The following is a 14,697-nucleotide window of genomic DNA, read 5'->3' on the forward strand; positions in this document are numbered from 1 at the left end:
CCTATTTTTACTATTCATTCAATAGTAAATGGCAAAAAAAATAACAAAAATCGGAGTTCTTACTTCTGGTGGAGATTCTCCGGGAATGAATGCTGCAGTAAGATCGGTTGTACGTACTTGTGCGTACCATAAAATTGATTGTATTGGCATATTTAGAGGATATGAAGGTTTAATTGATGGTGAGTTTGCACCTATGGATGCACGTAGTGTACGTGATATTATTAACCGGGGTGGAACTATGCTCAAGTCTGCACGATCAGATCGCTTTAGAACTCCGGAAGGTCGCAAAATTGCATATGACAATTTACAAGAACATCATATACAGGCACTCGTAGTAATAGGAGGTGACGGTACTTTCACCGGAGGATTACTATTTAATAAGGAATACGATTTTCCAGTAATTGGTATTCCGGGAACTATAGATAATGATATTAGTGGTACAGATCGAACATTAGGTTACGATACTGCCCTCAACACCGCTGTAGAAGCGATTGATAAAATACGTGATACTGCCAGCTCGCATAACCGACTTTTCTTTGTGGAGGTTATGGGAAGAGATGTAGGTCACATTGCTTTAAACGCCGGAGTAGGTGCTGGAGCAGAAGAAATTTTGATTCCTGAAGAAAATCTGGGACTAGAGCGCTTGTTAGAGTCTTTATTACGTAGTAAAGCCAGCGGTAAAATGTCTAGTATTGTAGTAGTCGCTGAAGGCGATAAGACGGGGAAAAATGTTTTTGAGCTTAAAGACTACGTCGATGAGCACTTAGAAGGTTATGATGTACGTGTTGCAGTCTTAGGGCATATGCAGCGAGGAGGATCACCTAGTTGTTATGACCGTGTACTTGCCAGTAGAATGGGAGTGAAGGCAGTAGAATCTTTACTAGAAGGCGAAAGTAATTATATGGTAGGTATACAACATGAGAAAATGGTTTTATATCCTATAGAAAAAGCCATCAAAGGAAAAACTGAAATTAACAAAGAGCTTGTGCGTGTGTCTGAAATAATGACCACATAATATTAATTCTAATTAAAAGTAATTTAAAATGGGAAATTTAAAAATAGGTATTAATGGTTTTGGTCGTATTGGCCGTATCGTATTCAGAGCAACAGTAAAACGTGATAATGTTGATGTTGTAGCAATTAACGACCTTTTAGACGTTGAGCATCTTGCATACCTTTTAAAATATGATTCTGTACACGGAAATTTTGACGGTACAGTAGAAGTAAAAGATGGTCATCTTGTAGTAGATGGTAAAACAGTACGTATCACAGCAGAGCGTGATCCTAAGAACTTGAAGTGGGATGAAGCTGGAGTAGATGTTGTTGCAGAATGTACAGGTATCTTTACTACTATGGAAACTGCAGATTATCACATACAAGCAGGAGCTAAGAAAGTTGTAATTTCTGCACCTTCTAAAGATGTTCCTATGTTTGTAATGGGAGTAAACCATAAAGATGTTAAAGCAAACGATAAAATCGTTTCTAATGCATCTTGTACTACAAACTGTTTAGCTCCATTAGCAAAAGTATTAAATGATGCTTATGGTATTGATGAAGCTTTAATGACTACAGTACACGCAACTACTGCTACACAAATGACAGTAGATGGTCCTTCTAAGAAAGACTGGAGAGGTGGACGTTCAGCAATGCTTAACATTATTCCTGCTAGTACAGGTGCTGCAGTAGCTGTAACTAAAGTTATTCCAGAATTAAAAGGAAAATTAACAGGTATGGCTTTCCGTGTTCCTACTGCAGATGTTTCTGTTGTGGATTTAACGGTACGTTTATCTACAGAGACTAGCTACGAGGAAATTAAGAAAACTTTTAAAGCAGCTTCAGAAGGTGAGATGAAAGGGGTTCTTGGTTATACTGAAGAAGATGTAGTTTCTCAAGACTTTATAGGAGATGCACGTACTAGTATTTTTGATGCTGGTGCTGGTATTGAGCTTAACTCTAAGTTCTTTAAGATTGTTTCTTGGTATGACAATGAGTTTGGTTATTCAAACAAATTAGTTGATTTAGCAGAATACGTTAATACGCTATAATCGACTTATAATTTTTAAGCCCTTTAATTCATATTTGAATTAAAGGGCTTTTTTTTAACTCTTACATCAAAACATATGATATTATTAGTAGATAGCGGATCAACGAAGACAGATTGGATCGCATTGAATGCTGAGGGGGCTGAGATTTTTCAAACACAGACTTTTGGTTTAAATCCACAAGTGTTGTCTGCTGAAATCTTAACCGAAAGAATAATCAATAATTACGAACTGTATAAGCATCGTCACGAAGTGACTCATGTTTACTTTTACGGTGCAGGCTGTGGTACTACTAAGCCTAAGGAATTGATTAAAGGTGTTTTTGATGAATTTTTTGACAAAGCGCAGCTTATAGATATAAAAGAAGATACTTATGCTGCTCTTTACGCTACTACTAAAAAAAATGAACCAGGTATTGTATGTATAATTGGTACCGGCTCTAATTGTAGTTTATACGATGGAGAAAATATAGAACAAAAAGTTACTTCTCTAGGGTATATCTTAATGGATGATGGTAGTGGTAATTATTTTGGACGCCAGCTATTGCGCGATTTCCATTTCAATAAAATTCCAAAGGAACTTGCTTATGAATTTGCTAAGCAGTTTGACCTTACTGCAGAGAGTATAAAGAATCATTTATATAAAATGCCAAACCCAAATACGTATTTGGCACAATTTGCACGTTTCTTAATTACAAACAAAGATCACGAGTATTGTAAAAAACTTATTCGTAAGGGCTTTAAGTTATTTATAGAGCATCAAATACTTCAATTTAAAAATGCTAAAGAAATTCCTGTGCATTTTGTAGGTTCTATTTCATTCTACTTGCAGGATGAGTTGAGAGACTTATTGAAAGAATATGACTTGAAGATTGGTAAAGTTTTGAAGAGACCTATCGAAGGTTTAGTTGCTTATCACAAGAACTATATAATGATATAAATATCTTTACATCAAACTAAAAAAGCTGCTAAGAATGATTCTTAGCAGCTTTTTTAGTTAATGTTATTACTTGATTACTTAACAGCAATCATTGATATCTCTACGTTTACAAATTTTGGCAAATTAGCCACTTCTACAGTTTCTCTAGCCGGTGCAGTATCTTCATTAAAAGCGGTAGCATAAACCGTGTTTACAGCTGCAAAGCTGTTCATATCGCTTAAAAATATAGAGCTCTTCACCACATTTTCAAACGTTAATCCTGCTTCAGTTAAAATAGCTTTCAGATTTTGCATGACCATTTTTGTTTCAGCAGCAATATCGCCACTTACTAATTCACCGGTTTTAGGATCTAATGGTATTTGTCCGCTTATGTATAGTGTGTCTCCGGCAAATACAGCTTGGTTGTAAGGGCCTATAGGTGCTGGTGCATTTGTTGTGCTAATTATTTTTTTCATAACGCTATATAATTAAGTTTGACTTACAGATTTTGATCTGGAGAACGACGTTTTTCGTATTTAAGATCACTTAATACACTTGACTTTATTCCTATAAAAAAGTTCCAGGAAGCATAGGTTCCGAAGGGAGTCCAGGCAAAAGTCATATTAAAACTTTCTAAGTCTCTGGCAAAACGTAACTGAGTAGGTGTAAATTTTCCGGTAGTTAGATCTATACCAGATGAGGCTCCTACAAACCAGCGCTCTCCTAATTCTACATCTCCACTAAAGTTTACAGCGTGAGAAGTGATTGTATTTTGACGTGTGAGGTTATTATAATTAACATTATAGTTCACACGTAAGTTCCAAGGGATTTTGTAATTGTAAAGTTCGCGCTTTACATCTTCCTCCTCATCCTCTTCCTTATTATTAAATTTATTACGTAACTGATCACCATCCTCTCCCAGTAGATTATCACGGCGTGCTCCATTACGAGCCGTTTGCGTATCCTCGTCATTAGAATTTTTCTCAAAACTCTTACTGCTAAATGAGTAACTAAAGTTTGTGCTCGCGTTTGTTAAACGAAAAAGGCTACCTCCATTTTCGATGTTTAACTTGTCTATTCGCTGGTTGTTATTATTCAGAGCGTAAGGATCAAGAGTAGTATTAAAATTGATACTTAATTTATTCTGAATTATAGGAATAGTTCCTCTCACTGAAATTGGACTCAATCGTAAACTGTCTGCCAGAAAATTATAGTTAGTAGAAACGGCAAGATTGCTTATTAAATCTATTTTCTTGGGCTCTACAGCAGTACTATCTCGATCTCTAACTTTTGCTTCTAAGGTGTTGTTAATGCTAAGACTAACACCACTCGAACTAAAGTTACCCGGAGCACCATAGAAACCACCATCAAATCTTGAGTAGGTCACTTCACGAGTTAAATCACCGTTAGGATCGTCTAATTCAGGAGCTAAAAAAGTCTCATAATATTGATCAAATGCAGGATTGTAATTAAAAGAGACCGACGGTTTTATTACGTGGCGAATAGCTTGAATTTTTTTGTCCTCGCCAAAGTTAAACTGACCATATAAAGTAGTACCTAAACTTGTACTGAAGTTATAGGTGCGAAAGGAATCAAATCCATTTACTGTATCCAGTACAATCTCCCGTTGCTCTGTATCAAAGCTCTGATTTATAGTTTCAAATACCCAACTTTCCTGATAATTTGTACTTGCAGAAACACTTAGGTGCTTAAATAATTTAAAGTTTGTTGTTAACGGTATGCTATGTTGTACCCCTAGTTCTGCATCCCTAAACATTTGAGCAGTAAAAAAGAGACTGTCTGTAGTTACAAAACGATTTTCTCCACTACCTGAGTAGTTGAAATTTATATTTTCTATAATTCCTTTTTTAGAACCTGTTTTAGGCGCAAAAGGATAAATACGATCTACGTTAACCTGTAAACTAGGTAACGTCATATTAATAATTTGAGTTTGTGTATTCTGAGTATGTCTCGCTGTTAATGCAAGGTTTACCTGCGGAACAGTTTGAAAAGTTTTAGAATAAGAAACAGACGAACTCAAGGTATTTGTAAGTCGGCTAGCAACGTTATCTATATTTGTTGACTGTCTAAAATAATCACTACTTCCCAAGTTTACAGAAGCTGAAAACCGCGAATTAGGACTGGATTTAGTGTCTTGACTATGTGACCACTGAATATTATAGGTATTGGTTTCAGAAAAATCAGGTAGCCCACGTTCGCTCGTAAGTAAATGTTCATATCTAATATTCACATTACCGCTAAACTTATAGCGTTTACGATAGACACTACTTCCGCGTAATGCATAACTACCATTTGTATAATAATCTCCGGTTAGAGTAAGATCTGCGTAATCATTAATTGCAAAATAGTAACCCCCATTTTGAAGAAAATAGCCACGTTCATTATTTTCTCCAGGAGAAGGCATAATAAATCCGGAGACGCTGGTTTCTTTCTCCATTGGGAAATAGGCAAAGGGTACTCCTAACGGAATGGGAACATCATAAACAAACATGTTTACCAGACCGGTAACAATCTTTTTACCGGGAACAAATTTTACTTTCCGTGCATAAAAATAGTATTCGGGATCTTCCTCATTTTCACTAGTAGTAAAACGCACATTGCGCATAAATACTACTGAATCGTTAACACGTTTACTAACCTCATTTTTTATATAAAATTCTTGCTGCTTTGTGCGGGAACCATAAATGAGTGCCTTTTCAGTTTTAAAATTGTACTTAATAGAATCAGGCTCTACCGTATTTTGAGCTTGAACAAAAACGGGGCCTTGTGTATATACACCAGCAGAATCTAAAATTCCTTTAGCAAATACTACATTGTTTGTATTATCTACAATTATTTGACCCGCTTTAATATTTATATCTGTATAATTTATCTCTGCCTCGTTATACAAATACAATTTATTTGAGCGCCTATCAAACTTAGAATAATCGGTGGCACTGTATTTGACAATTGCTGTTAATGGTTCACGAGGTGGTTTTATACTATCTGTTTGGGTGCTATCGCGTTGAGAAACCGGTAACATTCCTGTTAATGTGCTGCCTTGAGGCTTGTTTGTAATTTGTTTATAAGACGTGTCTGCGGGAATTGATCTTAACGTATTTACCGATATCTCCTGAGCTTGTAAAGCTCCGCAGCAGATAAGCAATACGCCTAGAATTTGCAGTACGATAAGGATCTTTGTTCGCAATGGGATTAATACTATTTTTGTAAATGAAAGGGCAAAAACCAATATGCCAAAATTACATCTATTTTTTAGAAGCCATTAACAATGCAGATTAAAAATGGCTTTGTAAAATTGTAAGACTTTAAATGACGTTCCCCAAATATGAAAACGAATATATCCTATATAATTGTATTAAGCTTTATTTTGTTCTGTGGCAATGCATTTTCTAATGATAAACCGGTTGATAGCAAGCGATTTGTAGTTGTTATAGATGCCGGTCATGGTGGCAAAGATCCAGGTAAACCATCAAAAACGGGGGTAAGAGAAAAGGATGTTGCGCTCAAGATAGCCTTGCTATTAGGTGAAGAATTAAGTAAAAATCGTGAGATCGAGGTTATTTATACCCGAAAAACAGATGTTTTTGTCGAATTAGACCGTCGTGGAGAAATAGCGAATAAGGCAAAAGCAGATCTTTTTATTTCCATTCATTGTAATGCACACACCTCTCAGGCTTCGGGAGCAGAAACGTATGTTCTGGGATTACACCGAAACAATACCAATTTTGAAGTTGCAAAAGCAGAGAATGAGGTGATCTTTTTAGAGGATAACTATGAAGAGAAATATGCTCAATATAATTTAAACTCCCCAGAGTCTCTAATCGGTCTTACCCTAATGCAGGAAGAATTTCTGGATCAGAGCATTCAATTAGCAAGTTTAGTTCAGGATAATTTTAGGGAAAAATTAAACCGTAAGGATCGAAGTGTAAAACAAGCGGGTTTTGTTGTTTTACATCAAACAGTTATGCCGAGTATACTTATTGAAACAGGTTTTATTACAAATAATGAAGAAGGTAGATATTTAAATTCGTCTTCTGGGCAGCGTGAAATAGCACATGCAATTGCTACTGCTATTGAAGAATACCGAGAAAATGTAAGCGCAAATGACTTTTTGGGTATTTCAAAAGTGGTACCTGCAGTAGAAGTCAAGGATGTGGTTTCCGAAGATACTAATTATAAGGTACAGATTGCTGCTAGTAGTAAGAACGTAGAAGCAAAAGCTTACAATTTTAAAGGCTTGCCAGAAATTTCAAAAGAGAAAGAAGGGCGTCTTTACAAATACTATTATGGTGACACTTCTAATTACAGTGAGATACAACGCAAACTATCTGAAGCAAAATCCAAAGGATATAAAACGGCTTACATTGTTTCCTTCAAAAATGGGGTGAAGACAATCTTAAACTAAGTTATAAATAAAAGTTAGCGCCGTAAGTCCTAATAGATTTTATTCCTAAATTTGGAATTCATTAAAAATAGTGCACATTGAACATTTCTAGAGAAGTAAAAACAGGTCTGTTAGCGGTTGTGGCTATAGGTCTTTTGATTTTTGGATATAGCTTTTTAAAAGGCAACAATCTTCTAAATAATGATCGTACTTACTACGCGATTTATGACAATGTGGAAGGTCTTTCACCCGGTTCTAGTGTTACTATTAATGGTCTTGCTGTAGGTAAAGTTCTTTCTATAGATTTTGCAGATCAACGCGGAAAATTATTAGTTACATTTAATGTAAAAAATGATTTTAAATTCTCGACGAGTAGTAAAGCACAAATATATGGTGGTGGTCTCATAGGAGGTAAGTCACTTTCTATTGTTCCTGATTACGAGCGGGGAGAAGTAGCAAAATCTGGAGATACTCTTGAAGGCACTATTGATGAGGGGATTTTTGAGCTAGTGAATGAGCGTTTAACTCCTTTGCAGAAAAAAGTAGAATCTGTGATTAACAGTACCGATTCTGTACTTACGGGTGTAGCTGATGTTCTTGATAAAGACACACGAAAAAATTTACGTATTGCTATAGCTAATATTAGTGAGACCGCTTCTTCTTTTAAACAGGCATCTCAAAATTTAAATTCGCTTTTAGCAGATAATGATCAGAAATTGAGCCGTACATTTACAAATCTAGACGAAATGTCTGCCAATTTTAACCAAATGAGTGATAGTTTATCTCAGGTAAATGTTGGGCAGCTAGTTACTAAAATGGAAAATATGATTGCTGAAGTAGAAAGTATTACTTCAAAAATAGATAACGGAGAAGGTAGTCTGGGTCAGCTTATTAATGATAAGCAGATGTATAATAATCTTGAACGTGCTACTAAGCAGATGGAGGAACTTATGCAGGACATCAAGCTAAATCCTAAACGTTACGTACATTTTTCAGTTTTCGGAAAAAATCCGGGTCCATACAACGAACCGAAAGATTCACTTAAATAAATTTCATGCAATACCTGCCTAATATATTGTTTATAATCGCTTTAGCGATTGGAGTTGTTTTTTTTGCTAAAAATGTTCAAAAACTTATCCGCAATATAAAATTAGGTCGAGATGAAGATCGCTTCGACAATAAGCCGCAGCGCTGGAAGAATATGGCCAAAATTGCTTTAGGGCAATACAAAATGGTTCGTAGACCTGTTTCTGGTATTATTCACGTTCTCGTATATCTGGGTTTTATTATCATTAACATAGAAGTTCTAGAAATTGTTATTGATGGTATTTTTGGAACACACCGCATATTCAGCTTTATGGGAGGTTTTTATGACTTTCTAATTGCTGTTTTTGAGATTTTTGCGCTTCTAGTACTTGTAGGAGTTATCATCTTTTGGGTACGTAGAAATATTCTTCATATAAAGCGTTTTCTTAATCGTGAAATGAAAGGCTGGCCTAAACTAGATGCTAACCTTATTCTGTATTTTGAAGTGGTTTTGATGCTTCTCTTTCTAACGATGAATGCTGCAGATTACACACTTCAACTTAAAGGTGCAGAACATTATGCGAGTGCAGATGGTATATTAGGATCTTTTCCGGTTAGCCAATTTATAGTGCCGCTTCTAGAAAATTTAAGTATCTCTACTCTTATTATTATAGAACGTACGGCTTGGTGGGTGCATATTTTAGGGATTTTAGTATTTCTGAATTATTTATATTATTCAAAACATCTACATATTCTATTAGCATTCCCGAATACCTATTTTGCAAGGCTAAAACCTCAAGGTCAGTTTGATAATTTGCAAGCTGTAACTAATGAGGTAAAGTTAATGATGGATCCAGATGCAGATCCCTATGCAATGCCAGAAGAAGGTGCAGAGGATGAAACGCCTGCAAAATTTGGTGCAAGTGAAGCTACAGATTTGAGTTGGGTTCAGTTATTAAACGCCTATACCTGTACAGAATGCGGAAGGTGTACAAGTGAATGTCCCGCTAATCAAACCGGAAAGTTATTGTCACCTCGTCGTATTATGATGGCTACACGAGATCGATTAGAAGATATAGGTAATAATATAGACGCTAATAAAGGTACTTTTCAAGATGATGGAAAGCAGTTATTAGATGATTATATTACCAGAGAAGAATTATGGGCTTGCACTACTTGTAATGCTTGTGTTGAAGCCTGTCCCGTAGGTATTAATCCGCTTTCCATTATTATGGATATGCGTCAGTATCTGGTAATGGAACAGAGTGCAGCACCTACAGATTTAAATAATGCAATGACCAATATTGAAAATAACGCAGCACCATGGCCTTTCAATCAAATGGATCGTGCAAATTGGATAAACGAATTATAGAATCAACCAACCAACCAATAATTTAAAACAAAGAAGTGATGAAAAAAGAGGAAGTGGATAAAATGTTAAGTGAAAAGCTGCAGGACGGAGAACACGTAAGTCCGGTTTTGCCAGAAGGTGTAAAAAACTACCTCATTGATATTGATGGGACAATTACTGAAGACGTACCTAATGAAGAGCCAGAGCGTATGGGAACTTGTGAGCCATTCCCTGATGCTTTAGCAACTCTAAATAAGTGGTATGATGAAGGGCATATTATTTGCTTTTTTACCTCTCGTACCGAGGAGCATCGTGAGGTAACCGAAAATTGGTTAAACAAACATGGATTTAATTATCACAGTCTTTTAATGGGGAAACCTAGAGGCGGTAATTACCATTGGATCGATAATCACTTAGTGCGTGCAACGCGTTACAAAGGGAAATTTACAGATCTTGTAGAAAAAGATGTTACCATTGAAGTGTTTGAAGATTAAGATCTTTAAATAAACAAATACGATAAAAGTTAGATTATGGCAGAAGCTATCAAAGTACCTACGATGGCAGAATTTATGGCACAAGGCAAATCCCCGGAGGTTCTCTTCTGGGTAGGCTGCGCCGGAAGTTTTGACGATAGAGCAAAGAAAATTACTAAGGCATTTGTAAAACTACTAGCAAAAGCCGGAGTAGAATTTGCTGTATTAGGTACCGAAGAAAGCTGTACGGGTGATCCTGCAAAACGTGCAGGAAATGAGTTTTTATTTCAGATGCAGGCGGTAACTAATATCGAAGTTTTAAATGCATATGAGGTTAAAAAAATAGTTACTGCTTGTCCTCATTGCTTTAATACCATTGCAAATGAATATCCCGGATTAGGTGGTAATTATGAAGTCTTACACCATACTCAATTTCTTAAATCATTAATTGAAGAAGGCAGGTTAACCGTTGAAGGAGGTAAATACAAAGGGAAACGTATTACTTTTCACGACCCATGCTACCTAGCTCGTGCTAATCGTATTTATGAAGCTCCACGCGACTTGTTGCGTAAGCTTGAAGTTGAGCTTGTCGAAATGAAACGCTGTAAGACCAAAGGTTTTTGCTGTGGTGCAGGTGGTGCTCAAATGTTTAAAGAACCAGAGCCTGGTATTAAAGAAGTAAATATTGAGCGTACTGAAGAAGCCTTAGGTATTAAACCAGATGTTATAGCAGCCGGTTGCCCATTTTGCAATACTATGATGACTGATGGCGTTAAAAATAAAGAGAAAGAAGATAGTGTAGAAGTTCTGGATATTGCAGAAATGATTGCAAATGCAGAAGATCTTTAAACTCAAATTTTGAGATAAAAAAAAGCATCGTTTTACGATGCTTTTTTTATGATTTTTAATCAAATAGTTGCCTATTACAATGCTTTCATTAGCATTTAACACGATCTTTTTTAAGCACCATAATATTATACGTTAAGTTTGTGCTATTAATTTACAAATGATTTTATGCTAGTTCCATTTCAAGATTTACCTGCAAACTCCCGCTTATGGATTTATCAAAGTGACCGTAAGTTTTCAGAAGACGAACTTCTAAAACTTCAGGAAGCACTTAATAGTTTTTTAAATGATTGGACCGCTCATGGTGCAAGTTTGAATGCAGGTTTTGAGATTAAATACGAGCGCTTTATTGTCATAGGTCTTGATCAAAGCGCAAGTTCTGCAAGCGGTTGCTCAATAGATAGCCAGGTGCGATTTATACAACAGATTGAAAAAGAATTTGATGTTGTTCTGTTAGATAAAATGAATGTTACCTACATTCAAAATGATCGAGTACATTTTAAGCCGTTAGCAGATTTCAAAAAAATGGCTAAAGAAGGAGCTGTAGGTAAAAAAACCATTGTATTTAATAATCTAGTAAATACTAAAGAAGAATATCTTGAATTTTGGGAAGTCCCTGCAATAGAAAGCTGGCACAGCCGTTTCTTTAAATAAATAGAATGTATATGATGCGTGAACTTTTACTCACTGGAGTATTTCTAATACTAGCCTTTCAAGGTTTCTCACAATCAAAAAATCCACTAATTGCTAAAGATATTACCGAGCAACAAGCTTGGGTTGATAGCATTTACAATAAAATGACCCTTAAGGAAAAGATAGGTCAATTATTTATGGTTGATGTTTTCTCTAGTGATCCCAAGTCAAAAACAGATGCAATAAAATCACTTATAAAAAATAACCATATTGGCGGTGTTATTTTTTCTAAGGGTGGTCCTATGCGTCAAGCAAAATTAAATAATGAATTTCAGGCGATTAGCAAGGTTCCGCTAATGATGGCTATGGATGCAGAATGGGGTCTGGCAATGCGATTAGATTCTACCTATGCATTTCCTTGGAATATGACTCTAGGAGCGATTAGAGATAATAAGATTGTAGAAGAAGTTGCTAAGCAAATAGGATTGCATAATAAGCGCTTAGGCGTACACATTAATTTTGCACCTGTCGTAGATATTAATGTTAATCCTGAAAACCCAATTATCGGAAATCGATCATTTGGAGAAGATCGAAATAATGTTACCGATAAAAGTGTCGCCTTTATTAAAGGTATGCAAGAAGCCGGAGTACTGGGTAGTGCAAAACATTTTCCGGGTCACGGAGATACAAATCAGGATTCTCACAAAACACTTCCTACACTGCCTTTTACAAGAAAGCGTCTTGATTCTATAGAAATGTTTCCGTATAAAAAAGTTATAGATGCGGGAATTGCCAGTATAATGATAGGACATTTAAATGTTCCTGCTTTAGAAAGCAGACCCGGATATCCTACTTCATTATCTCAGAAAGTAGTAACAGGTCTTTTAAAGGATAGTTTAGGTTTTCAAGGTTTGATTTTTACAGATGCACTAAATATGAAAGGTGCTTCTAATTATAAAGAACCGGGATTAATAGATCTCGAAGCTTTTAAAGCTGGAAATGATATCCTACTTATAAGCGAGAATGTACCTAAGGCAATGCTTAAAATTGAAGAGGCTTATAACTCTGGCGCTATTACAGAAACGCGACTTGCGCGCTCTGTTAAGAAAATTTTATTTGCCAAGTTCAAAGTAGGTTTAAATAAATACCAGCCAGTAAATACAACTAATCTCTATAATGATTTAAATAGCGTACAAGATGACGTTATCTATAGAAAGGCGATGGCTAATGCTTTAACGGTTTTAAAAAATGACCAGGCCATTCTACCGGTTAAGGATTTAGATCTAAAAAAAATCGCCTATGTTGAGCTAGGAGATGATAGTGGAAACACATTTCATCAAGCCCTTCAAAAGTATACATCGGTTACTAAGATAAGTGCCAACTCTTCTGCAGAATATGTATCTAAGTTAGAGAAGTACAATTATGTTATAATAGGGTTTCACCGTTCTGATGAAAATCCTTGGAAATCCTATTCCATGACCTCTGGCGATATTGCTATTATAGAAGCAATCGCTAATGCTAAACCTACGGTTCTAGATGTGTTTGTAAGGCCTTACGCGCTTTTAAAACTGAAAGATATTAGTAAAATTGAAGGGATTGTAATGTCTTATCAAAATAGTAAAATCGCTCAGGACCTTAGTGCACAGCTCATTTTTGGAGCGATTGGAGCACAAGGAAAATTACCGGTTTCTCTAGGTAAGAACTTTCAGATAAATACCAGTTTTGAGACGGGTTCCCTACGTAGATTGCAATATGGTGTTCCCGAAGAAGAGGGGATGAACTCAAATAAGCTCAAAGAGATAGACGAACTAGTTAAAGAAGGTCTTACCGAAGTTATGTTTCCCGGCGCTCAGGTGCTGGTAGCTCGCAACGGGAAAGTTATATATGAGAAATCTTTTGGCCATCACACCTATACTAAAAAAGATGATGTACAACTCACAGATGTTTATGATCTGGCATCTATGACAAAAATTCTAGCAACTTTGCCTTTGCTTATGCAACGGTTTGATAAGGATGAGTTTGCACTTAATGATAAACTAGGAAGCATTTTACCTGTGCTAAGAGGGACAAATAAGGAGGATATTACAATTAAACAAGTCTTATCCCATTATGGAAAATTAAAACCCTGGCTGCCATTCTATAGGGCCACTTATGATGCCAGTGGCAAACCTTCAAAAAAATACTATCGCTCTTCTCCCGAAGGCGATTTTTCAATTAAAATAGCAGAGGATATGTACTTGCGTAAAGATTATCCTGATACTATTGTAAAAATTATAGCAGATACAGACTTATTACCTTCTCGAGTTTATAAGTATAGCGACTTGTCCTATTTTTTATTTAAAAAGTATCTTGAAGATACGGCAAAGACAGATCTTGATACACTTACTCAACGTACTTACTACAAAACTTTAGGTGCAAATCATATGGGATACAAACCACTCAGCTTTGCGCCTAAAAGTGAGATTGTACCATCAGAAAATGATACCTATTGGCGTATGCAACAAATTCAAGGATACGTTCACGATATGGGTGCAGCAATGGACGACAATGTGGGTGGTCACGCGGGTTTATTTAGCAATGCAAATGATGTTGCAAAAATGATGCAGATGTACTTGCAAAATGGATATTACGGTGGTAAACGCTATTTCTCAAAAAATACGATGGATGCTTTTAACACTTGTTATTATTGCGGTGAAGGCGTTCGCCGAGGAGTTGGTTTTGACAAACCGCAATTAGGATCTGTAGGAGGTACGTGTGGTTGTGTGTCTAAGTCTAGTTTTGGTCATTCTGGATTTACGGGTACGTTTACCTGGGCCGATCCTGAGACTCAAATTGTTTATGTTTTTCTTTCAAACAGAACATTTCCCGATGCAGAAAATCGCAAGCTTATACGATCTGATCTCCGAAGCCGCATTCAGGAAGTTATTCAGAATGCGATTATTCCCTAATTATCTTCATAAATAAAATCTAAATCCGCTTTAGGAATACTGGTACTGGCTGAAT

12 protein-coding genes are annotated in these 14,697 nt (G+C 36.1%); 10 read left to right on the plus strand and 2 right to left on the minus strand.

All coding sequences use genetic code 11. The features are described 5' to 3' along the window. Positions 1-28: 28 nt before the first annotated feature. The 3 genes from pfkA (at position 29) to ABVM53_RS11530 (ending at position 2,981) form a co-directional block, all read left to right on the plus strand. Positions 29-1,015, plus strand: a complete 987-nt coding sequence (gene pfkA, locus ABVM53_RS11520) for a 6-phosphofructokinase (RefSeq protein WP_128758346.1) — start codon at positions 29-31, stop codon at positions 1,013-1,015. Positions 1,016-1,043: 28 nt separating this feature from the next. Further along, positions 1,044-2,045 carry a type I glyceraldehyde-3-phosphate dehydrogenase gene (gene gap, locus ABVM53_RS11525; RefSeq protein ID WP_405326161.1) on the plus strand — a complete coding sequence of 334 codons (1,002 nt, stop codon included), beginning with the start codon at positions 1,044-1,046 and terminating at the stop codon, positions 2,043-2,045. Positions 2,046-2,120: 75 nt separating this feature from the next. Then, positions 2,121-2,981, plus strand: a complete 861-nt coding sequence (locus ABVM53_RS11530; protein ID WP_128758348.1) for an N-acetylglucosamine kinase — start codon at positions 2,121-2,123, stop codon at positions 2,979-2,981. Between the two features lie 74 nt (positions 2,982-3,055). Here the strand turns inward: ABVM53_RS11530 and ABVM53_RS11535 are convergent, their stop codons facing one another. Then, positions 3,056-3,436: a RidA family protein gene (locus ABVM53_RS11535; protein WP_405326163.1), complete on the minus strand. Its 381-nt coding sequence runs from the start codon at positions 3,434-3,436 to the stop codon at positions 3,056-3,058. 23 nt (positions 3,437-3,459) lie between these two features. Further along, positions 3,460-6,168 carry a putative LPS assembly protein LptD gene (locus ABVM53_RS11540; protein ID WP_405326165.1) on the minus strand — a complete coding sequence of 903 codons (2,709 nt, stop codon included), beginning with the start codon at positions 6,166-6,168 and terminating at the stop codon, positions 3,460-3,462. A gap of 138 nt (positions 6,169-6,306) precedes the next feature. On the opposite strand from ABVM53_RS11540, the gene ABVM53_RS11545 reads away from it, so the two are divergent. The 7 genes from ABVM53_RS11545 (at position 6,307) to ABVM53_RS11575 (ending at position 14,642) form a co-directional block, all read left to right on the plus strand. Continuing rightward, complete coding sequence (locus tag ABVM53_RS11545; protein ID WP_405326167.1) at positions 6,307-7,386, plus strand: N-acetylmuramoyl-L-alanine amidase; 1,080 nt, start codon at positions 6,307-6,309, stop codon at positions 7,384-7,386. A gap of 77 nt (positions 7,387-7,463) precedes the next feature. After that, the gene (locus tag ABVM53_RS11550) at positions 7,464-8,414 is read left to right on the plus strand and encodes an MlaD family protein (protein ID WP_371456022.1); all 951 of its coding nucleotides are present in this window, start codon (positions 7,464-7,466) and stop codon (positions 8,412-8,414) included. Between the two features lie 5 nt (positions 8,415-8,419). After that, positions 8,420-9,763, plus strand: a complete 1,344-nt coding sequence (locus ABVM53_RS11555) for a 4Fe-4S dicluster domain-containing protein (protein WP_405326170.1) — start codon at positions 8,420-8,422, stop codon at positions 9,761-9,763. A 38-nt stretch (positions 9,764-9,801) separates the two neighbouring features. After that, positions 9,802-10,236, plus strand: a complete 435-nt coding sequence (locus ABVM53_RS11560; protein ID WP_405326172.1) for a phosphoheptose isomerase — start codon at positions 9,802-9,804, stop codon at positions 10,234-10,236. Between the two features lie 36 nt (positions 10,237-10,272). Beyond that, the gene (locus ABVM53_RS11565) at positions 10,273-11,064 is read left to right on the plus strand and encodes a (Fe-S)-binding protein (protein ID WP_128758355.1); all 792 of its coding nucleotides are present in this window, start codon (positions 10,273-10,275) and stop codon (positions 11,062-11,064) included. Between the two features lie 165 nt (positions 11,065-11,229). Continuing rightward, the gene (locus ABVM53_RS11570; protein WP_405326174.1) at positions 11,230-11,715 is read left to right on the plus strand and encodes an ABC transporter ATPase; all 486 of its coding nucleotides are present in this window, start codon (positions 11,230-11,232) and stop codon (positions 11,713-11,715) included. 14 nt (positions 11,716-11,729) lie between these two features. Then, the gene (locus ABVM53_RS11575; RefSeq protein WP_405330868.1) at positions 11,730-14,642 is read left to right on the plus strand and encodes a glycoside hydrolase family 3 N-terminal domain-containing protein; all 2,913 of its coding nucleotides are present in this window, start codon (positions 11,730-11,732) and stop codon (positions 14,640-14,642) included. The last annotated feature ends 55 nt before the right edge of the window (positions 14,643-14,697 follow it).

It is taken from the genome of Leeuwenhoekiella sp. LLG6367-2.1, assembly GCF_045055775.1.
Classification (GTDB): Bacteria; Bacteroidota; Bacteroidia; order Flavobacteriales; family Flavobacteriaceae; genus Leeuwenhoekiella; species Leeuwenhoekiella aequorea.